15 protein-coding genes are annotated in these 20,444 nt (G+C 62.9%); 10 read left to right on the top strand and 5 right to left on the bottom strand.

Features of this window, described 5'->3' with window-relative positions:
- Window positions 1-122: 122 nt before the first annotated feature.
- The 3 genes from BPHYT_RS22475 to BPHYT_RS22465 all read right to left on the bottom strand — a co-directional run bounded on the left by BPHYT_RS22475 (window position 123) and on the right by BPHYT_RS22465 (window position 6,965).
- Complete coding sequence (locus BPHYT_RS22475; RefSeq protein WP_012426416.1) at window positions 123-4,964, bottom strand: NAD-glutamate dehydrogenase; 4,842 nt, start codon at window positions 4,962-4,964, stop codon at window positions 123-125.
- Window positions 4,965-5,133: 169 nt separating this feature from the next.
- Window positions 5,134-5,934 carry an alpha/beta fold hydrolase gene (locus tag BPHYT_RS22470; RefSeq protein ID WP_012426415.1) on the bottom strand — a complete coding sequence of 267 codons (801 nt, stop codon included), beginning with the start codon at window positions 5,932-5,934 and terminating at the stop codon, window positions 5,134-5,136.
- Window positions 5,931-6,965: a M14 family zinc carboxypeptidase gene (locus BPHYT_RS22465; protein WP_012426414.1), complete on the bottom strand. Its 1,035-nt coding sequence runs from the start codon at window positions 6,963-6,965 to the stop codon at window positions 5,931-5,933. The genes BPHYT_RS22470 and BPHYT_RS22465 overlap by 4 nt, the downstream gene beginning before the upstream one ends.
- A 291-nt stretch (window positions 6,966-7,256) precedes the next feature.
- Between BPHYT_RS22465 and phnC the strand changes: the two genes are divergently transcribed.
- From phnC to BPHYT_RS22445, 4 genes are all read left to right on the top strand, one after another.
- The gene (gene phnC / locus BPHYT_RS22460; RefSeq protein ID WP_041759102.1) at window positions 7,257-8,162 is read left to right on the top strand and encodes a phosphonate ABC transporter ATP-binding protein; all 906 of its coding nucleotides are present in this window, start codon (window positions 7,257-7,259) and stop codon (window positions 8,160-8,162) included.
- A gap of 41 nt (window positions 8,163-8,203) precedes the next feature.
- Window positions 8,204-9,181: a phosphonate ABC transporter substrate-binding protein gene (phnD, locus tag BPHYT_RS22455; RefSeq protein WP_012426412.1), complete on the top strand. Its 978-nt coding sequence runs from the start codon at window positions 8,204-8,206 to the stop codon at window positions 9,179-9,181.
- On the top strand, window positions 9,178-10,020 hold the full coding sequence (gene phnE / locus BPHYT_RS22450; protein ID WP_012426411.1) for a phosphonate ABC transporter, permease protein PhnE: 843 nt from the start codon (window positions 9,178-9,180) through the stop codon (window positions 10,018-10,020). The genes phnD and phnE overlap by 4 nt, the downstream gene beginning before the upstream one ends.
- A gap of 279 nt (window positions 10,021-10,299) precedes the next feature.
- Window positions 10,300-11,136: a DMT family transporter gene (locus tag BPHYT_RS22445; protein WP_012426410.1), complete on the top strand. Its 837-nt coding sequence runs from the start codon at window positions 10,300-10,302 to the stop codon at window positions 11,134-11,136.
- Between the two features lie 10 nt (window positions 11,137-11,146).
- On the opposite strand, the gene pdxR is transcribed toward BPHYT_RS22445, so the two are convergent.
- Window positions 11,147-12,652, bottom strand: coding sequence for a MocR-like pyridoxine biosynthesis transcription factor PdxR (pdxR, locus tag BPHYT_RS22440; RefSeq protein WP_012426409.1), 1,506 nt, complete (start codon window positions 12,650-12,652; stop codon window positions 11,147-11,149).
- Window positions 12,653-12,775: 123 nt separating this feature from the next.
- On the opposite strand from pdxR, the gene BPHYT_RS22435 reads away from it, so the two are divergent.
- From BPHYT_RS22435 to BPHYT_RS22425, 3 genes are all read left to right on the top strand, one after another.
- Window positions 12,776-14,059 carry a 4-aminobutyrate--2-oxoglutarate transaminase gene (locus tag BPHYT_RS22435; protein WP_012426408.1) on the top strand — a complete coding sequence of 428 codons (1,284 nt, stop codon included), beginning with the start codon at window positions 12,776-12,778 and terminating at the stop codon, window positions 14,057-14,059.
- A 10-nt stretch (window positions 14,060-14,069) separates the two neighbouring features.
- The gene (gene gabD, locus BPHYT_RS22430; RefSeq protein ID WP_012426407.1) at window positions 14,070-15,530 is read left to right on the top strand and encodes an NADP-dependent succinate-semialdehyde dehydrogenase; all 1,461 of its coding nucleotides are present in this window, start codon (window positions 14,070-14,072) and stop codon (window positions 15,528-15,530) included.
- A gap of 221 nt (window positions 15,531-15,751) precedes the next feature.
- The gene (locus BPHYT_RS22425; protein ID WP_012426406.1) at window positions 15,752-17,167 is read left to right on the top strand and encodes an aminotransferase-like domain-containing protein; all 1,416 of its coding nucleotides are present in this window, start codon (window positions 15,752-15,754) and stop codon (window positions 17,165-17,167) included.
- A gap of 32 nt (window positions 17,168-17,199) precedes the next feature.
- Here the strand turns inward: BPHYT_RS22425 and BPHYT_RS22420 are convergent, their stop codons facing one another.
- A complete protein-coding gene (locus BPHYT_RS22420; protein ID WP_012426405.1) occupies window positions 17,200-17,388 on the bottom strand; it encodes a DUF2970 domain-containing protein in 189 nt (62 codons plus the stop codon).
- 328 nt (window positions 17,389-17,716) lie between these two features.
- On the opposite strand from BPHYT_RS22420, the gene BPHYT_RS22415 reads away from it, so the two are divergent.
- From BPHYT_RS22415 to BPHYT_RS22405, 3 genes are read left to right on the top strand one after another with little or no spacing between them, the layout of a single operon-like run.
- Window positions 17,717-19,507, top strand: a complete 1,791-nt coding sequence (locus tag BPHYT_RS22415) for a nitrite/sulfite reductase (RefSeq protein WP_012426404.1) — start codon at window positions 17,717-17,719, stop codon at window positions 19,505-19,507.
- Window positions 19,504-19,929, top strand: a complete 426-nt coding sequence (locus BPHYT_RS22410; protein WP_012426403.1) for a DUF934 domain-containing protein — start codon at window positions 19,504-19,506, stop codon at window positions 19,927-19,929. Before BPHYT_RS22415 ends, BPHYT_RS22410 begins: the two co-directional genes overlap by 4 nt.
- Window positions 19,922-20,401 carry a winged helix-turn-helix transcriptional regulator gene (locus BPHYT_RS22405; RefSeq protein ID WP_322786760.1) on the top strand — a complete coding sequence of 160 codons (480 nt, stop codon included), beginning with the start codon at window positions 19,922-19,924 and terminating at the stop codon, window positions 20,399-20,401. Before BPHYT_RS22410 ends, BPHYT_RS22405 begins: the two co-directional genes overlap by 8 nt.
- Window positions 20,402-20,444: the final 43 nt, after the last annotated feature.

The raw sequence follows: 20,444 nt of genomic DNA, 5'->3' as shown, positions 1-20,444 counted from the left end.
CATGCGTCCAACCCGGGTGTTGTTTGCAACGTGCTCCGCTTGCGCTCCGTTTGCGCTCCGTTTGCGCTCTGCCTCGTTCGCCTTCCTTCGCCTTCCTTCGCCTTCCTTCGCCTCAAGCCTTGTTATGCCCTTTCGAGCGCCGCCATTTCACGCACGATCACGAGCAGCATCGACAGGCTCGCGCCGCCGGTGGCCCGCAGATCGGCCAACAGGTGCGCGTAGCGTTCCAGTTGCACGGTGCGCTTTTCACGCCATGCCTCGACCAGCGCCTCGGGCGTGGAGGCATCGTCGGCGTCGGCCAATGCGCTCGTCGTCAACGCGCGTTTGAGCCGCGCGATGTCGGCCACCGCCGTGGCGCGCGCCAGCATGTCCCAGTGCGTGGGTACCGGCAACGCGGCCGCGCGCTCGCTGATCCAGCTGGAATTGAGCAGCGTGCCGAGCGCGAAATAGACGCCCGCCACCAGTTCGAGACTGCGGCCGCTGGTCGATGCCACTTCGGCGATATCGAGCAACGCGGCCGAGATCTCGCCGCCCGCGATCCGCACCGCCAGTTCGCTATCCACACCGGCATCCGCGAACACGCGCTGGCGCTCGGAGAGCGCTTCGAGATCGGCGCCCGGCAACAGCGCGGGCCATTGCGGCGCGAGGCGCTGCGCCGCATCGCGGCAACGCGCGAGCAGGCCGGCAACGTCGCGGTCGCTGACCGCGCCCGACTGCAATTGCCGCAGGAACCACAGCGCTGAACGCTCGACGAGCCGCGCGACTTCGACGAACATGCGCGCCTGGATGTCGTCGGCGACGCGGTTGTCGAGCGCGTCGATGCTGCGCCAGACGTCGTCGAGATCGAACACGTCGCGCGCCATGATGATGGCCCGCACGATCTCACCAGGTTGCGCATCGGTTTCTTCCATCAGCCGATGCACGAACTCGCAACCCACGCGATTCACTAACGCGTTAGTCAGATGCGTCGCGAGAATTTCCCGGCGCAGCGGGTGGCGTTGCATCGGTTCGCTGAAGCGCTGCCGCAACGGCTTCGGGAAATACTCGACCAGCATGTCGCTGACGAGCGGATCTTCCGGCATCGGCGATTCGAGCAGCGCGTCGTACAGCCACATCTTGCTGTAGGCAAGCAGCACCGCGCGTTCCGGCGTGGTGAGCCCTTGTTTGGCGGCCTGCCGTTCGGCGACTTCTTCATCGGTCGGCAAAAACTCGATCACGCGATTCAGCCGCCCCGCGCGTTCGAGATAGCGCATCAGGCGCGCTTCCGCATCGAGCAATTCGACGCCGTAGCGGCCCGCAATCGACAGCGCCTGCGTCTGGTAGTAATTGTCTTGCAGCACGAGCAAGCCGACTTCGTCGGTCATTTCGGCGAGCAGCGCGTTGCGTTGCTTCTCCGTCATTTCGCCGTCGGAGACGACCAGGCCGAGCAGAATCTTGATGTTGACCTCGTGGTCCGAGCAGTCCACGCCCGCGGAGTTGTCGATCGCATCGGTATTGATCCGGCCGCCGCGCTGCGCGAACTCGATGCGCCCGAGTTGCGTGAGACCGAGGTTGCCGCCTTCGGCCACGACCTTGCACTGCAGATCGGAACCGTTGACACGGATAGCATCGTTGGCACGATCGCCGACTTGCAGATGCGATTCGCGGCTCGCCTTCACATACGTGCCGATACCGCCGTTGTAAAGCAGATCGACGGGCGCCTGCAGAATCGCGCGCATCAATTCAGCGGGCGCGAGCGCCGGCGCGCTGATGCCGAGCACCGACTGCACCGCCGGCGAGAGCGGAATCGTCTTGGCGCTGCGCGGAAACACGCCGCCGCCCGCCGAAATCAGCGAGGGGTCGTAGTCGGCCCAGCTCGATCGGTCGAGGATGAACAGACGTCCGCGCTCGGCAAGACTGACCGCCGGATCGGGATTCGGATCGAGAAAAATATGCCGATGATCGAACGCGGCCACGAGCTTGATATGCGGCGACAGCAGCATGCCGTTGCCGAACACATCGCCCGACATATCGCCCACGCCCACCACCGTGAAGTCCATGGTCTGCGTATCCACACCCATTTCGCGGAAGTGCCGCTTGACCGACTCCCACGCGCCGCGCGCGGTGATGGCCATTTTCTTGTGGTCGTAACCGACCGAGCCGCCCGAGGCAAACGCATCGTCGAGCCAGAAGCCATATTCCTGCGAGATCGCGTTCGCGTAGTCGGAGAACGTGGCCGTGCCTTTGTCCGCGGCGACCACCAGATAGGGATCGTCGGGATCGTGGCGTACCACGTCGGGCGGCGGCACAATGGTCGTGCCGGCGAGATTGTCGGTCACGTCGAGCAGGCCGCGCAGGAAGGTCTGATAACACGCAATGCCTTCGCGCATCCACGCGTCGCGCTCGGTTTGCGGCGGCGGATTCTTCACGACGAAGCCGCCTTTCGAACCGACCGGCACGATCACCACGTTCTTCACCATCTGCGCCTTCATCAGGCCGAGCACTTCCGTGCGGAAGTCCTCGCGCCGGTCCGACCAGCGCAGGCCGCCGCGCGCCACGCGGCCGCCGCGCAAATGTACGCCTTCCACACGTGGCGAGTACACCCAAATTTCGAACATCGGTTTCGGCTCGGGCAAGCCAGGCACTTGCGCGGGATCGAACTTGAAGGAGAGATACGGCTTTGGATGTCCGTCGGCATCGAAGCGATAGTAGTTCGTGCGCTTGGTCGCTTTGATGACGCCGAGAAATTGGCGCAGTATGCGGTCTTCGTCCAGATTCGGCACCTGGTCGAGCGCGCTGTCGATCGTATGGAGCCAACCGTCGACGCGCGCCTCGCGCGTCTCGCCCAATACCGGGTTGAAGCGGGCGATGAACAATTCGACCAGCATGCGCGCGATCGCCGGATTGCCGGTCACCGCTCGCTCGATGTACGCGTCGCTGAAAGTCGAACCCACCTGCCGCAAATACTTGGCGTACGCGCGCAGGATCGTCACCTCGCGCGCATTCAATTGCGCGCGCAACACGAGGCGATTGAAGTCGTCGCTTTCGATCGCGCCGGTCCACACCTTTTCGAAGGCTTCTTCGAAGAGATCTTTCACGCGTTCGATGTCGAACTCGGCGTCGTCCGCGAGTTCAAGGCCGAAGTCGTGAATCCATGCGGGCGTCGCGCCCAGCGCCTCGATCAGATAGGGCCGCTCTTCATCGACACGCACGCCGAGATGTTCGAGCATCGGCAAACTGCGCGACAAGGCGATCGGCAAACCCGCGCGATACACCTTGAAGCGAAACGCGCGCGGGCCCGATTCGATCGGGCGGTACAGATTCATCGCGAGCCGTTCGCTGCCTTGCACGTGTTCGATCAGTTCGATATCGCGCACCGCCGTGCGGGCAGGATAGTCGTCGCGATAGCCCGCGGGAAACGAATCGCCGTAGTGTTGCAGCAGACGGTTGCCCTGCTCTTCGCCGAAGGCGTCGAGCAAGGCATCGGCGAGATCGTCTTGCCAGCGGCGTGCGACCTGCACGAGCCGCGCTTCCAGCTCGCGCGTATCGACGTTGGGCATGCCGCCCGGCTTCGCATGCACGACGAAGTGAATGCGCGCCAGCGTCGACTCCGACAGCAGCGGCGTGAACTCGACACTCTCGCCGTTGAATGCGTCGACCAGCAAGTTGGCAATGCGTTGACGCAGATCGGTGTTGTACTTGTCGCGCGGCACGAACACGAGGCACGACACGAACCGGTCGAAACGGTCGCGCCGTATGAACAGCCGGGTACGCTGATGCTCCTGCAGACGCAGCACGCCTAGCGCGATATCGTAGAGCTGATTCTCTTCGGCCTGAAACAGCTCATCGCGTGGATAGGTTTCGAGCACCGTGACCAGCGATTTCGCCAGATGACCTTTCGGCAGGAAACCGGCTCGTCTCACGATATTCGCGCATTTGCGCCGCACGATCGGAATCTCCGCGGCCGACACGAAATACGCCGTGGACGTATAGAGACCGATGAAACGCCGCTCGCCGGTCACCTTGCCGTCCGCGCCCGTCAGCTTGATGCCGACGTAGTCCAGATAACCCGGTCTGTGCACGGTGGCCCGCGAATTGGCCTTGGTCAGAAAGATCGGCGACGACCCCGAAATGATCTCGGCCGCGGCCGGCGGCAAGGGCGTGATCTCGGCGGCGCCGGCGGGCCGCAAGGCATCGCGCAGAATGCCGAGACCCGAACCCGGCACCGCGCGCAGACCGTAACCGATGTCATGTTGCACCAGTTCGTAATCGCGCTGGCCGAGAAAGGTGAAATGATCGGCCACCATCCATTCGAGAAACGCGCGGGCTTCCAGACCTTCCGGTCCGCCCTCGCCGGCTTTCATGCCTTTGATCGTGACGCGCGCGAGTTCGACGATCTTCGGCCAGTCTTCGACGGCCGCCCGCACGTCGCGCAACACCTTGGCGATTTCGTCACGCAGCGCGTCGAGTTTTGCCGCATCGCCGCAACGGTCCACTTCGAAATGGATGAACGAGGTCAGGTGTGAGCGCGAGTCGGTGGCTTCTTCGGCGCCCTGGCTCACTCGCGCGATGCTGCCGTCGGGCGCGCGCCAGATGCGAAACACGGGATGTACGACCGAATGCAGCGCGAGGCCTTGACGGTTGACCGCCATCGAAACCGAATCGACGAGAAACGGCATGTCGTCGTTGACGATTTCGATCACCGTGTGATCGGAGTGCCAGCCATGTTGTTCGAGAATCGGGTTATAGACGCGCAGCCGTTCGGCGCCGGGCGTGAAGCGTTGCGCCGTTTGCCAATGTGCGAGCGCCGCACCGTACAGGTCCGCAATCGAGCGGCTTTGCAGGTCGTCGGAGTCGACGAAATCGTAGTAGTGCCGCAGAAAAGGTTCGACGACCTTGAAGGTTGGCTCGGGTAGTCGCCCGCGCGCGAATTCGACGACATCGTTCAGCAAGTGCGTGACGGCTTCTTCGTTCTTTGCCTGCATGATCAACTCCCCCGGCTGGGCGGCAATGGCGGGTATGGCTTGATACTCGCTTGATTCGCATGCATCGTCTGAAGGGGAATTATGCACCTGACGACCGGCATGCGACGGACGACGGCACTTAGGTTATACCCGCTGCCGGTGAATAGGTCGTTACGACGCGCCTGGCGGTTTAAAGCACGGCCCGGGGAACCGCATGCTCCTGCGCGAGCCATGCGCGAACCTGTTCGCTGGTCCATGCCGGATCGTCGTGCGGCAGGTCGTGACCGGCCCATGGATGCTCGCAATGCAGGGCGCCCCAAGCCGCCGCCAGCTTTGCCGAGCACACGGGGTCGACCAGTTTGTCGACACGCGAAGAGAGGATCAGCAATGGGCATTCCGGCCGCGCCGCGCCCGCGGTGAAACGTGCCGCGGCCCACAGTTGCCGTAACGCGTTGCCACGGCTCACGGGCGCGCTGCGGCGAATCCGGCTCCAGGCGTCGAGATCGTCGCCGAGCGTCTGCACGTTATTGCATGTCAGCCGATGAATGCCGTGTTCCGCGCGCGGCGCGTCGCGCCAGTGCGCGGCCACGCCCAGCAGGCCGGACCATGCCGAAGGACGCAAGCGCTCCTGCATCTGGCTGAACGGCCGCATGCTCGTATTGATCAGCACCAGCCGCTCGATCTCGTAGGGATGCCGTTGCGCCCAGTCCGTCGCCACCATGCCGCCGAGCGACATCGCCAGCACGCAATAGGGACCCGGCATGCCGCTTTGCAGAGCAGCATTGCGCACGAAGCCGACCATGTCGGCGACCGTCGACGGCGCGCGCAAATGCGCGAATTCGCCGTTGCCCGGCAGATCGAGCAGCAGCAGACGGCCGAGCGCGCCTATGTGAAGGGCCGATTCATTCACTGCGCCATGCAGCAAGCCGGGCAAGCGGCCCCAGTGGCGAACTTCACGCGTGAGACCGCGTAGCAGAATCCACGTGCTCATACGCTTTCCGGTTTATACCAATGGTCGATCGCGCTTTGCAGCAATTGCTCGCGACGATTGCCTTGCGGCAGCCAGCGCTGCGACGAAAAGGCCGCGCGCGCCAGAAAGTCGAGCAAATTTGCATGACGTCGCAGCACACGCGCCGTGCGATGCGCCTTCACCGGATTGAACATGCCCTGACGCGAAAACAACTGACGCGGATTCTTCTTGATCCAAAGCCAGGAGCCGAGTTCGAGGGTCATCGGCAGAAAGACGTTGGGCGCGGGCGCGCGATCGTACGCGAAGTCCCACAGATCGCCGTGCAATAAATATTGATGGCTCTGCGGTTCGAACGCGTAGCCATGATGGGGATGCGCGCGTTCGAACATGGTTTTCAGCACGTACATTTCCGGCAAATGCGGCATCACTTTGCGGGTGCGTGCGTATGGAAACCAGATGCTGTCGCTCCAGCCATAGCCCGAGTGGCAATCGAGCGCGATGCTCAACGGTCGCGTGGCCAGTTCGGTTTCGACCACTTGCAGGAGCGCCGAAGCCTCGGGCTCCATTGGCGCGCCCACGCGGCCCCGATACCACGGCAGCCATGCACCCACGCGCTGGCCGCCCGCCAGTAACGGCACACGTTCGTCGGCGTTCTGCGGCGCATTACGCATCAGGTCGACGCCGTTGGGGTTGGCGCGCGTGGCCGCCCACATGCCGCCGGGATTGACAATCGGCATAAAGATCAGACGAATCGACTGCAATTGGCGCACCAGCAGCTCGTCCCATTCGAGCCGCGCAAGCAGCGCGCGCATATAGTCGAGCACCAGTTGCGAGCCGATCCGCTCGAGCCCGTGTATCCCGCCGAAAAAACCGATTGCCGGCGCTTGCGGGTCGGTCGAACCGATGCTCGCGGTCTGCACGGCGAATTGCCGGCCGCGCACCGTCGTCTCACAGACCGTGCGGATCGCGAAGCTCGCGCTGCCCTGCTCGAGGATCGTTCTGAGATCTTCGTACTCCGCAAAACTATCGGGAAGGAAGCTCAGAGGCTGCATAACGATGTCGCGGGCAATTGCAAGGTTAATGGGGACGGCACACCGATTGACGCAATATAGCCTGGCCGGCAGCGATCATGCTGAAGCCGCGCGGTTCGATGCAAATCCTGTCACATGCATGTCATTTTTCATTCGAACGAATGACTCCGATTTGCCTTGCCGGCGACGCAAAAAAGACATGCATAGATATAGTCGTCTAGACGTTGCGATGCCTTCACTCAACCGTCACAGACGCTTCCTAGAATGAGCCCCACACATGCCGGCAGAGGCCGGATGCATCAAGGGGTACTCATGGAAACAATTCGGGAAGCAATTCGTATCGAACGGTTGAGCAAGACGTTCAGCAACGGCCGCAAGGCGTTGGACGAAATCGATCTGCGCGTCGAACCGGGTGAAATGGTTGCGTTGATCGGCGCCTCGGGCTCGGGCAAGTCGACGCTGCTGCGTCATATCGCGGGTTTCACGGCTTCGGATGCGCAGCCGTCGCAGATCTCGATTCTGGGCCGGCCGATTCAGCAGAATGGCCGCATCGTGCGGGAAGTGCGCAGCATTCGCCGCGATATCGGCTTCGTGTTCCAGCAATTCAATCTGGTAAACCGGCTCTCCGTCGAAAGCAACGTGCTGATCGGCGCGCTCGCGCGGCTGCCGTTGTGGCGCCGACTTAGCGGCCGTTTTCCACGCGCTGAGCGGGCGTTATCGATGGCCGCGTTGAACGAGGTCGGCATTGGCGAACATGCGCGCGAACGCGCCGCCAATCTCTCCGGCGGCCAGCAGCAGCGCGCCGCGCTCGCCCGTGCACTGGTGCAGCGCGCGCGCATCGTGCTCGCGGACGAACCGATCGCCTCGCTCGACCCCGAGTCGTCACGCCGCGTGATGGAGATGCTACGCACGCTGAACGTCGAGCATCAACTCACGGTGCTGGTGTCGCTGCATCAGGTCGACATCGCGATGCAGTACTGCCCGCGCACGATTGCGCTGCGCCGCGGCAAGGTGGTGTACGACGGCCCTTCCGCCGCACTCACGCCGGTCTTGCTCAAGAAACTCTACGGCGACGACGCCCGCGAACTACTCGATGCAGCCCCCATCAGCGCGGAAGATCTCGACACAAAAACCGTTAACGGCAGCACGCCCGCTCAGAGCACCGCGCCCGCCTCGACGCGCTACGCCTTCGCACTCAATCCGGCGCACTCGAACTGAGCGCGCCCATTCACTCAGTCAACTCAACCGGATCTCAAACAATGAAATTCCTGCGTTCATTGATCACGCTGGCCGTCGGCGCCGCGACCCTTGCTACTGTCGCCGCTGCGCAAGCCGAGGACCTCAACCTCGGCATCATTTCGACCGACTCGTCCTCCGTGCTGAAACAGCGCTGGGAACCGCTGATTCAGGACATGAACAAGCAAACCGGCTTGAACGTGAAAGCGTTCTTCGCGACGGACTATGCCGGCATTATCGAAGGCATGCGTTTCAACAAGGTTCAGGTTGCGTATCTCGGCAATGCGTCCGCGATCGAAGCGGTGGATCGTTCGCAAGGCGAAGTGTTCGCCAAGACCGTGTACGCGAATGGCGACGCCGGATATAAGTCGGTGTTAATTACTAACGTGAACAGCCGCTTCAAGACACTCGACGATGTATTCAAGAATACGAAGGATGTCACGCTCGGCTTCGGCGATCCGAACTCCACGTCGGGCACGCTGATTCCCGGCTACTACCTGTTCGCCCAGCACAACACGCCGGTCAATACGTCGTTCAAGACCGTGCTGCCGTCGAGCCATGAGGCGAATCTGCTGGCGGTCGTAAACAACAAGATCGATATTGCGACCAACAACACCGAAATGCTCGACTCCTTGAAGAAGCAGCATCCGGACAAGTTCGCGCAAGTGCGCGTGCTTTGGACCTCGCCGCTGATTCCGTCGGACCCGATCGTGTGGCGCAAGGATCTGCCGCAAGCCACCAAGGACAAGCTGCGCAACTTCTTCGTCAACTACGCGAAGACCGATGCACACGAAAAGGCCGTGATGGCCGGCATTTTCGGTTACGGCGGCTTCGCGGCATCGTCGGATGCGCAGTTGCTGCCGATCCGCCAGGTCGCACTGTTCCAGCAGAAACAGAAGATCGAGAGCGACGCGCATCTCTCCGATGACGATCGCAAGACCCAGTTGGCCGCACTCGACGCGAAGCTGAGCGCGCTCAATACCGCGCAATCGAAGCAATGAACACGGCCGATCTGATCACGTCGCCGGCGCGAGCGAGCGACGTGCTCGACGCCCAGGCGGCGCGTCATCCCGCGCTGGCTGCCGGCAAGCGCAGCTGGTTGTCGCTCGCCGGCTGGATCGCGGTGCTTGCGGTGTTGGGCGGCGCATGGCACGGCGCCGACATGCGTCCGCTGGATCTGCTCAGCGACTCCGGCAACATGGGCCAGTTCGCCAAGGACTTCTTCCCGCCCGACTTCACCGAATGGCGCAACTATCTGCACGAGATGTATGTGACGCTCTCGGTGGCGGTGTGGGGCACCGCTCTCTCGCTCGTGTGCGCGGTGCCGTGCGGACTGATGTCCGCTCACAACATGGCGCCGATGTGGATCGTGCAGCCCATGCGCCGCATGATGGACGCGTGCCGCGCGATCAACGAAATGGTCTTCGCGATGCTGTTCATCGTAGCGGTCGGCCTCGGTCCTTTTGCGGGTGTGCTGGCGCTGTGGGTGCACACCACCGGCGTGCTCGCCAAGCTGTTCGCCGAAGCGGTCGAGGCCATCGATCCGCGTCCCGCCGAAGGCGTGCGCGCCACCGGCGCGACCAGTCTCGACGAAATCATTTATGGCGTGCTGCCGCAAGTGCTGCCGTTGTGGATCTCGTACGCGTTATATCGCTTCGAATCCAACGTGCGCTCGGCGATGGTGGTGGGCATGGTCGGCGCGGGCGGCATCGGCGTGGTGTTGTACGAGGCGATCCGCTCGTTCAACTATGCGCAAACCGCTGCGGTCATGATCATGGTGATCGTGGTCGTGACGGTGATCGACCTTGTTTCCGCGTGGCTGCGCGAACGTGTGACCTGAAGTTGACTGCCTGACAGTACGTGGGCACGGCGGCGGGAAGTCTGGCGAAGCGTGGCTTCGTCGGCTTTCCGCCGCGCGCCGTTGCACACCGCGTCTCGACCTGCATGCGCGGAGGATCGCCCAACTTTGCAGCGTCTTTTTGACGCCACAAATCACCTAAATTTTCCAAATAAAACCCCTTCGATCGAGTTGTCCACTCCGCTATTCCGGCGTTCTGCTGGAATAATCACGGGCTTATGGCCCGCACGCCGGCCTTCGCTTCTCCTCTCCCGGTCTTCGATGGAAACCTTGGTCGTTTTGCTGGTGCTGCTCTCCGCGCTGCTTCACGCTACGTGGAACGCGTTTCTGCATCTTTCCGAAGATCGCATCTGGCTGCTCGGCATGATGGCGATGCCGTATATCGCCGTCAGCGCGGTCGGCGTGATCGTGCTGCCCATGCCGGCGCCGGCGGCGTGGCCGTATATCTTTGCATCGGTGGTGCTGGAATTCGGCTATCTGCTGGCGCTGATCCGCGCGTACAAGAGCGGCGACTTCGGGCAAATCTATCCGATTGCGCGCGGCCTTTCGCCAATGCTCGTATTCGTCGGCGCACTGGTCTTCGCGCATGAAGCGCTCAAGCCGCTGGCGGCGATCGGTGTGGCGCTGGTGTCGCTCGGCATCGTCTCGCTGGCGTTCCGGCGCGGCATGCGCTTTTCGGGCGAGAGCGTGCCGTTTGCGCTTCTTACCGGTTTCTTCATCGCGACATATTCAGTGGTCGACGGCATCGGCGCGCGCCTGGCGGGCAATGGCCTGAGCTACATCATGTGGGTCTATCTGATCTGGAATATCCCTCAGTTTCTGCTCGCCTGGCATTGGCGCGGCGGCGCCAAGGGACTGTTTATCGGGCGGGCGATGGTGCTGAAGGGCATCGCGGCGGGCCTGCTCGCGTTGAGCGCCTACTGCCTGATCATCGAGGCGTACCGCTATCTGCCGATTGCGATGGTCTCCGCGCTCCGCGAGATGAGCTCGATCTTCGCGGTGCTGATCGGCTGGCTGTTCATGCGGGAGAAACTGACCGCGCGGAGGATCGTCGCGTGCGCGTTGGTGACGTTGGGGGCGGTGTTGATACGGGTTTGACGGTACTCCCTCACACAAACTCCGGCAACGTCGCATCGATCGCGTCAGCCAGCGTGTTGAAAGCCGGCGCGATTTCCTCATCCGGCACGCACGCGTAGCCGATCAGCAAACCCGACGGCGCCAACGCCGGCTGCGCGTAGTAGCCCGACAACGGCCGCACGACGATATTGCGCTCCAACGCCGCAGCCGCCACCCGCCGGTCATCGGTGCCATCAGGCAACTGCATTACTAGATGCAAACCGGCGTCGCCGCCGACTGCGGGCAACGCGTCGCCGTAACGCTGCGCGGCGGCATCCAGCAGCGTCTGCCTGCGTTGTCCGTACAGCGTGCGCATCTTGCGGATATGCGACGTGAAATGACCTTCGGCGATGAACTCCGCGAGCATCGCCTGCTGCAGCAGTTGCCCCTCGCGATACAACTCGGCGCTCGCAGTGGCAAAGCTCTCCGCCAGCGCTTCCGGCACCACGAGGTAGCCGATGCGCAACCCCGGAAACAACGTCTTGCCGAAGCTGCCCACGTAAATCACCTGCCCCGACGTATCCAGACCTTGCAGCGAAGCCAACGGCCTGCTGCCATAGCGGTATTCGCTGTCGTAATCGTCCTCGATGATCCAGCACAGGTTCTGCCGCGCGTATTCGAGCAGCATGCGGCGTCGCGCGAGACTCATCACCATGCCGAGCGGATATTGGTGCGAAGGCGTGACGAGCATCAGTTTCGGCGGCTGCGCGAGGTCGTCGGCGGAAGGATTGATGCCTTCCTCGTCGACGGCGATCGGCCGCGATTCCAGACCCGACACGTGCAGCACGCTGCGCACGCCCCAATAACACGGGTCTTCGGTCCAGATCACGTCGCCAGGATCGGATAGCAGGCGCACGGCCAGATCGACCGACTGGTGAATCCCGGTCGTGATGATGATCTGCTCCGGCGTGCAGCGCACTGAGCGCGAAGTGCGCAGATAGTCCGCCAGCGCATGCCGCAGCGAAGCCAGGCCGCCACCCGGCGCATACGTCAGCAGGTCCGGGCGCAGCCGCCGCCAATATTTATTGTGCAGACGGCTCCAGACGCGCGCCGGAAACTTCGTGACGTCGGGCACGCCAGGCATGAACGCGCCCCACTGCCGCTTGGACACACCCGCTCCCGCAATTAGCCGCGCGCCGCGCGTGGACAGCGCGCGCCGCGCCTGCTGCGGCGCCGGCTCGGAACGCGCGGCGGGCGCCTCGGCGTCGGGCACACCGACGATCTCGTCCGGCGCGCTATCGGCGACAAACGTGCCGCGCCCGGTCGCCGAACTGACATACCCTTCGAGTACGAGTTGCTCATACACCTGCGTGACAGTGTTGCGCCCAATGCCCAACTCCTGCGCCAACAAGCGCGACGACGGCACCTTGCTGCCCGGCGGCAATTCGCGCGACAGGATCGCCTGCTGCAACAGCCGGTGCAACTGACGATAAATCGGCTGACCGTTGCCCCGATCGAGGCGCTGGGCCAGCCAGTCGGACAAAACGCTCGCGCGCATGATTGGCTCCTACATTTTTATTGAAATGGCTCTGAAGTTAAGAGCCAAATCTCATTATAGTCGCTGCATATGCTGCGCTGAGCGCGCGGCGTCCGCAAAAACCGAGGAGCGAAGGAGATAACCATGAAGAACGCAGAATTGAAAAGCCGCAAAGACGCCGCCACGCCGCGCGGCGTCGGAGTGATGTGCGATTTCTACGCCGAGCGCGCCGAGAACGCGGAACTGTGGGACGTCGAAGGCCGCCGTTTCATCGACTTCGCCGCTGGCATTGCAGTGTGCAACACGGGCCACCGCCACCCGAAGATCCTCGCCGCGATCCGCGATCAGCTCGATCATTTCACCCACACGGCTTATCAGATCGTGCCGTACGCGTCGTATGTCGAGCTGGCTGAAAAACTCAACGAGCGCGCGCCCGGCGACCATCCGAAGAAAACCGCGTTCTTCACGACCGGCGCCGAAGCCGTCGAAAACGCCATCAAGATCGCCCGCGCCGCCACCGGCCGTCCGGGTGTGATCGCTTTCACCGGCGGTTTCCACGGCCGCACGCTGATGGGCATGGCGCTGACCGGCAAGGTCGCGCCGTACAAGATCGGCTTCGGTCCGTTCCCGTCGGACGTGTTCCATGCGCCGTTCCCGAATCCGCTGCACGGCGTAACCACGGCCGACTCGCTGAAGGCCATCGAATTCCTGTTCAAGGCCGACATCGATCCGAAGCGCGTGGCCGCGATCATCTTCGAACCGGTTCAGGGCGAAGGCGGCTTCTATCCGGCGCCGGCCGAATTCGTGCGCGCGCTGCGCAAGCTGTGCAACGAACACGGCATTCTGCTGATCGCCGACGAAGTGCAAACGGGCTTTGCGCGTACCGGCAAGCTGTTCGCCATGCATCACTACGACGTGGTGCCCGACCTGATGACGGTCGCCAAGAGTCTTGCGGGCGGCATGCCGCTATCGGGCGTGATCGGCCGCGCCGATGTGATGGACGCCGCGGCGCCTGGCGGTCTGGGTGGCACGTATGCAGGCAATCCTCTGGCGGTTGCCGCCGCGCATGCGGTGCTCGATATCATCGACGAAGAGAAGCTCTGCGAGCGCGCCACGCTGCTGGGTGACCGCGTCAAGGCCAAGCTAATCGCGCTGCAAAGCGACGTGCCGCAAATCGCCGACGTGCGCGGCCCCGGCGGCATGGTCGCCGTCGAATTCTGCAAGGCCGGCGGCACGGAGCCGGATGCGGAGTTCACCAAGCGCGTGCAGACGCGCGCCCTCGAACGCGGCTTGCTGCTGCTGGTGTGCGGCGTGTATTCGAACGTGGTGCGCTTCCTGTTCCCGCTGACGATTCAGGACGCGGTCTTCGACGAAGCCATGGCGATTCTCGAAGACGTGATCAAGGACAGCGTCACCGTCGCGGCCTAAGGAAACCCACATGACCACGTTGAGCTTGAAAGACCCGTCGCTGCTGAAGAGCCACGCGTACATCGCGGGCGAATGGCAAGGCGCCGACGACGGCACGACCTTCGAAGTAAAAAACCCCGCCACGGGCGAAACGATTGCAACAGTGCCGCGCATGGGCACGGCGGAAACCCGCCGCGCCATCGACACGGCCAACGCCGCGTGGCCCGCATGGCGCGCCACGACCGCGAAGCAGCGTGCGGTGATCCTGCGCAAATGGCACGACCTGATGATGGAGAACGCCGACGATCTGGCGAAGATCCTCACCACGGAACAGGGCAAGCCGCTCGCCGAAGCCAAGGGCGAAATCCAGTACGCCGCGTCGTTCCTCGAATGGTTCGCGGAAGAAGGCAAGCGCGTGAACGGCGACACGATCCCGACGCCGGCCAGCGACAAACGCATCGTCGTGACGAAAGAGCCGATCGGCGTTTGCGCGGCCATTACACCGTGGAATTTCCCGGCCGCGATGATCACGCGCAAGGTCGGCCCGGCGCTCGCGGCGGGCTGCCCAATCATCGTCAAACCGGCTGAAGCCACGCCGCTCTCCGCGCTCGCGCTCGCGGTGCTGGCCGAACGCGCGGGCGTGCCGCGCGGCGTGTTCAACGTCGTGACCGGCGAGCCGAAAGCGATCGGCGCGGAAATGACGGGCAATCCGATTGTGCGCAAGCTGTCGTTCACGGGCTCGACGCCGGTCGGCCGTTTGCTTATGGCGCAGTGCGCGCCGACGGTCAAGAAGGTCTCGCTCGAACTCGGCGGCAACGCGCCGTTCATCGTATTCGACGACGCGGATCTGGACGCCGCGGTGGCCGGCGCGATTGCATCGAAGTATCGCAATAGCGGGCAGACCTGCGTGTGCACGAACCGTTTCTATGTGCACGACAAGGTCTATGACGCGTTCGCGGAAAAACTGCGCGTCGCCGTCGAACAGCTCAAAGTTGGCCGTGGCACCGAAGACGGTGTAACTCAAGGTCCGCTGATCAACGACGCGGCGGTGCTCAAGGTCGAGTCGCATATCGAAGACGCGCTTGCCAAAGGCGCGCGCATCGTTACCGGCGGCAAGCGTCACGCGCTCGGTCACGGTTTCTTCGAGCCGACCGTGCTCGCGGATGTCACGCCCGCCATGAAGGTGGCACGCGACGAAACCTTCGGGCCGCTCGCGCCGCTGTTCCGTTTCTCGTCGGATGAAGAAGTGATCCGCCTCGCCAACGACACCGAGTTCGGCCTCGCGTCGTACTTCTATAGCCGCGATATCGGCCGCGTCTGGCGTGTCGCGGAAGCGCTCGAATACGGCATGGTCGGCATCAACACGGGCCTCATCTCGAACGAAGTTGCGCCGTTCGGCGGCGTCAAGCAATCGGGCCTGGGTCGCGAAGGTTCGCATTACGGCATCGACGATTACGTGGTGATCAAGTACCTGTGCGTCGGCGGGATCTGAACGCACAGTTTGAAATGAGAAAGTGAGAAGCGGCCACGTCGGCATATCCGGCGTGGCCGTTTTTTTGTCGGCTCTACGGCGACTGAGCCGCTGTGTAGTGGCAACGTCCGCTGTGACGCCGGGAACATAAACGGATCCCCATTCCGCCAAGCCTGTCGTTAAACTGCTGGCACAATTGCGGCACTTGACCGCGGTGTACGCAGCCGAATAACGACCGTTAAATGAAACGCTTCGAAATGCTGGCCAACACCATGGCCGATGAAATTCGCTCGGGCAGCCGGCCAGTCGGCTCGCGTATGCCGTCGCTGCGGCATCTCACCACACAGCACGGCGTGAGCCAGTCCACCGTGTTTCGTGCCTATTATCTGCTCGAAGAGTGGGGCTTGATTCGAGCACGCGAACGCTCGGGCTACTACGTCGCGCCGGGCGCCGCGCTCGAACACAAACCGGCGCCCCAACCGCCAGCCGCTCTGGAATCCGCCAAGGTCGAGATCAGCGATCTCGTTTTCTCGGTGCTCGAAGCCGCGAAGCATCCCAATGTGGTGCCGTTCGGTTCGGCCTTTCCGTCTCCGCAACTTTTTCCCCTCCAGCGTCTGGCCAGGTCGCTCGGGCATTCGAGCCGTTTGATCAGTCCGTGGAGCACCGTCGTCGATCTTCCGCCGGGCAATGAGCCGTTGCGCCGCCAGATATCGTTGCGTTACATGGGGATGGGCATTGCCCAGCCGATGGAGCAGCTTGTCGTCACCAACGGCGCGCTGGAAGCATTGAACCTGTGTTTGATGGCCGTCACGCGCCCGGGCGACGTGGTCGCGATCGAGTCGCCCGGATTCTATGCGGCCCTGCAGGCCATCGAGCGCCTCGATCTGCGGGCGGTCGAGATTCCAGTCGATCCTGTGTCGGGCATCGATTTGCAAGCGCTCTCGGATGCCCTCGACAAGCATCCTATCCGCGCATGCTGGTTCATGACCAACTATCAGAATCCGACCGGCGCGGCGATGTCGCAGGAGAAGAAGAAAGCGCTGGTCGAACTTCTCGCCGAACGTGACGTGCCGCTTATCGAGGATGACGTGTACGGCGAACTGCATCACGCGGCGACCTACCCGCTGCCCGCCATCGCCTTCGACACGAAAGGGCTCGTGATGCACTGCAGTTCATTTTCGAAGACGCTCGCTCCGGGATACCGCATTGGATGGGTCGCGGCGGGACGCTTCGCCGAGAAGGTGCAGCGCCTGAAGCTGATGACCACGTTGTCGGCCAGCATTCCCGCGCAGGCAGCGATAGCGGACTATCTTCAGCACGGCGGGTACGACAAGCATCTGCGGAAACTGCGCGGCGCGTTCCGCAATCAACTCGCCTCGATGGACACCGCGCTGCGCCGCTACATGCCGGAGGATTCGCATTGGACGCTGCCGTCCGGAGGCTATTTTCTGTGGCTGCGGCTGCCGTCGCATGTCGACGCGATGCAATTGCACCGCCTTGCGCTAGAGAACGGCATCAGCATCGCGCCGGGTCCGATCTTCTCCGCGCGGCACGAATTCCGGAATCATATCCGCTTGAACTTCGGTCATCCGTGGAGCGACAACACGGAGAGCGCTGTCCAAACACTGGCCTCGCTGCTCGAGCAGGCGAGCCGATAAAACACGCGCTCCCTGTGAGCACACCGCAGGCGTCAATGCGCCACGTTGACCGCAAGCCGCGCGAGTGCGAACAGCGTCGCGCCGAATCCGGCGGCGAGAACTACCGCGACCAGCGGCAGCAGGGGAAGCTTGACGCCCGCCATGTCGGCCTGATGCGAGGCGCCGCGGCGAATGCCAAAAAAACTCCACAGTACGATTCGCGTCATCTTCAAGAGGTCCATCGCGTCACCTTCAAGGCAGGGTTGTTGTATCTCACGCGATAGTCTGAACCCGTCTGCTCACCCAAAACAGTAGCAGTTGCGATCAATTCCAGCCCAGCAGTCTTGCGCTTCTGTCCGGCTCGCGGGCCGCCGGTTCGCTCACTATCTGCTAGCGTGTTTTCAGCGGCATCTGCTGCTTTTCAGCGGCCGCCATTGCCTCTATCGTTCGCCAGAAGCCCTCGAATCGGCGCGGCACGTCATGTGTCGATGCCGACGCAACCGCGGCTCCTTCCAACGAAACCGACGCTCAGCCAGACTGCGCCATGTAGGGCGGTCATCGCACCGGACCATGTACCAATACACCGAGTTTGACCAATCATTCGTGCGCAGCCGCGCTGCGCAGTTTCGCGACCAGCTCGAACGCTGGCAGTCCGGCAAGCTGAGCGAGGACGACTTTCGTCCGTTGCGTCTTCAGAACGGCTGGTACGTGCAACGGCATGCGCCGATGCTGCGCGTGGCGATCCCCTACGGCGAGTTGTCGAGCAGGCAGTTGCGCATGCTCGCCCGGATTGCACGCGAATACGACGAGCCGGAGGCCGAGGTCTACCGCCTTGCCAGCGAGGCGCAGCGCAAGCTCGGCACCGTCCGCCTGCCCACGAACTATGCGCATTTCACGACGCGCACCAACGTGCAGTTCAACTGGATTCCGCTCTCGAAAGCCGCGGACGTGATGGACTTGCTCGCCAGCGTGGACATGCACGGCATTCAGACCAGCGGCAATTGCATCCGCAACATTTCCTGCGACGAACGCGCGGGCGTTGCGCCCGACGAAATTGCCGACCCGCGTCCGTTCGCTGAAATCATGCGGCAATGGACGACCCTCCATCCCGAGTTCGCGTTCCTGCCGCGCAAGTTCAAGATCGCGATCACCGGCGCGAGCGAAGACCGCGCCGCGACGGACTGGCATGACGTCGGCCTTCGTCTGCTGCGAAACGAAGCGGGCGAGCTGGGATTTCGCGTCACGGTGGGCGGCGGCATGGGCCGCACTCCCGTGATCGGCACTGTGCTGCGCGAGTTTTTGCCATGGCAGCACATCATGAATTACATCGAAGCGGTGGTGCGCGTCTACAACCAGTACGGACGCCGCGACAATAAGTACAAGGCGCGGATCAAGATTCTGGTGAAGGCGGAAGGTCAACGTTACATCGACGGCGTCGAAGAAGAGTTCCGCCAGATTGTCGAGCACGACGGCGGTCCGCATACGATTCCGCTGGCGGAACTCGAACGCGTCAGCGCGTGCTTCGCTCTACCCTCCAGGCCTTCCGTGGATGCGCCGATCGACCTCGAAGCGATCGCAACGTCGAACGCCGTAGCGCTCGAGACGCCGCAATTCGAACGCTGGCTCCAGCGCAATGTCTCGCCGCACAGGAACCAGCGCTTGCGGATCGTCACGCTCTCGTTCAAACGGCTTCTGCAAGCACCCGGCGATGCATCGGCGGAACAGCTCGATCGCGTGGCCGACCTGGCCGAGCGGTTCTCGGCGGGCGAAGCGCGCGTCACCCACACGCAGAACGTCGTGTTGCCGTGGGTGCATGTCAACGACCTCCTGCCGCTCTGGCAAGCCGCGCGCGAGGCGGGACTCGCGAGCGCCAACGTGAATCTGCTGACCGACATGATCGCCTGCCCGGGTGGCGATTTCTGTGCGCTCGCCAATGCCCGTTCCATTCCGGTTGCCGAGGCGATTACCGAGCGCTATCAGGATCTGGACGAACTCAATGACATCGGCGATATCGATCTGCATATCAGCGGCTGCATCAATTCGTGCGGCCATCATCATAGCGGGCACATCGGCATCCTCGGGGTCGACAAGGATGGCAAGGAATGGTACCAGGTGACGTTGGGCGGCTCGGACGGCTCGCACGCCAGTGGTCGCGCGCAGGCGGGCAAGGTCATCGGCCCGTCGTTTTCCGCCGCTGAGGTGCCGGAGGTCATCGACGCGCTGCTGTCTGCCTATCTCGACATTCGGGCGGCCGTTGGCGGGCGGCGCGAGTCGTTCGTCGAAACGGTTCGACGGGCAGGCATCGAACCGTTCAGGACAGCTGCGGATCGCGTACGCACACTGATGGAGAAAACGGCATGAACGCCTCGACACGCATCAGGCTGATCACGCTGGCCGAGCACGCATCGGACGCATCAAACCCATCCCGGCAGGTTGTTTCTCTGGCAAACGACGCAGACCCGGCCGAGCAAAAGGAGCTGATTGCGACTGCCGCGCGCGTGGAGTTGCACTTCCCCAACTTCACCGATGGACGGGCCTACAGTCAGGCGTATCTCCTGCGCCGCAGGCTCGGCTTCAAAGGCGATTTGCGGGCGACCGGCGACGTGCTCGTCGATCAGTTGATTCAGATGGAGCGAACCGGGTTTTCGAGTGCGGTATTGAAAGACGGTATCGATCCAGAGGACGCGCAGCGCCAACTCGACCGCTTTCCCGCGTTCTATCAGGGCGACGTTATTCACGACGCGCCGTTTGTGCGCTCAGACGTCGGGAGTAACGATGAGTGACGGCGCGAGAGACATGCGTGTGGTGTCCGCAACTCCGCCAATATCCGCAGACAACTGCGCAAAGCAGGTTATGCCGCGACATGGCGGATCGTCACCAGATGCATTTTCGGGAGCTTGTCCGTCCCGACTCGCTCTCGCACGTCTCGGTCAGAAGTGGACCGTCTTGGTAATGATCGCATTGCGAGAAAAGCATCTGCGCTTTGCCGAGATCAGACGTCGTTTGGACGGCGTCTCAGACAAGATGCTTTCTCAGACATTGAGAGCGATGGAAAGGGACGGGCTTGTCGAGCGATGCGTCGACGACCGGCACCCGGCGCGCGTCGAGTATGGCTTAACCGTACTCGCTCGCACCGCGCTGCCAATCGTCACCGAATTGAAGCAATGGGCCGAGCGTTCTATCGACTCCATCGAGGCCAGCAATCACGCGTACGACCAAAAGACCGGACGGTCCACGTGTCAGGCCGTTTCATAGGCGCTGGAATACCACGATCCAGCGCCCCGCTACAGCTACTACA

This window comes from Paraburkholderia phytofirmans PsJN (assembly GCF_000020125.1).
GTDB lineage: Bacteria > Pseudomonadota > Gammaproteobacteria > Burkholderiales > Burkholderiaceae > Paraburkholderia > Paraburkholderia phytofirmans.
The sequence above is the reverse complement of the archived record's forward strand: the minus strand, read 5'-3'. Positions and strand labels throughout refer to the sequence as shown.

Bases quoted from the DNA above. Each gene is read 5' to 3' on its own strand.
- BPHYT_RS22445 (WP_012426410.1), top strand. From the start codon at position 10,300: ATGGAAACCTTGGTCGTTTTGCTGGTGCTGCTCTCCGCGCTGCTTCAC.
- BPHYT_RS22405 (WP_322786760.1), top strand. From the start codon at position 19,922: ATGAGTGACGGCGCGAGAGACATGCGTGTGGTGTCCGCAACTCCGCCA.
- phnE (WP_012426411.1), top strand. From the start codon at position 9,178: ATGAACACGGCCGATCTGATCACGTCGCCGGCGCGAGCGAGCGACGTG.
- phnD (WP_012426412.1), top strand. From the start codon at position 8,204: ATGAAATTCCTGCGTTCATTGATCACGCTGGCCGTCGGCGCCGCGACC.
- BPHYT_RS22435 (WP_012426408.1), top strand. From the start codon at position 12,776: ATGAAGAACGCAGAATTGAAAAGCCGCAAAGACGCCGCCACGCCGCGC.
- phnC (WP_041759102.1), top strand. From the start codon at position 7,257: ATGGAAACAATTCGGGAAGCAATTCGTATCGAACGGTTGAGCAAGACG.
- BPHYT_RS22470 (WP_012426415.1), bottom strand. From the start codon at position 5,934: ATGAGCACGTGGATTCTGCTACGCGGTCTCACGCGTGAAGTTCGCCAC.
- pdxR (WP_012426409.1), bottom strand. From the start codon at position 12,652: ATGCGCGCGAGCGTTTTGTCCGACTGGCTGGCCCAGCGCCTCGATCGG.
- BPHYT_RS22410 (WP_012426403.1), top strand. From the start codon at position 19,504: ATGAACGCCTCGACACGCATCAGGCTGATCACGCTGGCCGAGCACGCA.
- BPHYT_RS22425 (WP_012426406.1), top strand. From the start codon at position 15,752: ATGAAACGCTTCGAAATGCTGGCCAACACCATGGCCGATGAAATTCGC.
- BPHYT_RS22415 (WP_012426404.1), top strand. From the start codon at position 17,717: ATGTACCAATACACCGAGTTTGACCAATCATTCGTGCGCAGCCGCGCT.
- gabD (WP_012426407.1), top strand. From the start codon at position 14,070: ATGACCACGTTGAGCTTGAAAGACCCGTCGCTGCTGAAGAGCCACGCG.
- BPHYT_RS22475 (WP_012426416.1), bottom strand. From the start codon at position 4,964: ATGCAGGCAAAGAACGAAGAAGCCGTCACGCACTTGCTGAACGATGTC.
- BPHYT_RS22465 (WP_012426414.1), bottom strand. From the start codon at position 6,965: ATGCAGCCTCTGAGCTTCCTTCCCGATAGTTTTGCGGAGTACGAAGAT.
- BPHYT_RS22420 (WP_012426405.1), bottom strand. From the start codon at position 17,388: ATGGACCTCTTGAAGATGACGCGAATCGTACTGTGGAGTTTTTTTGGC.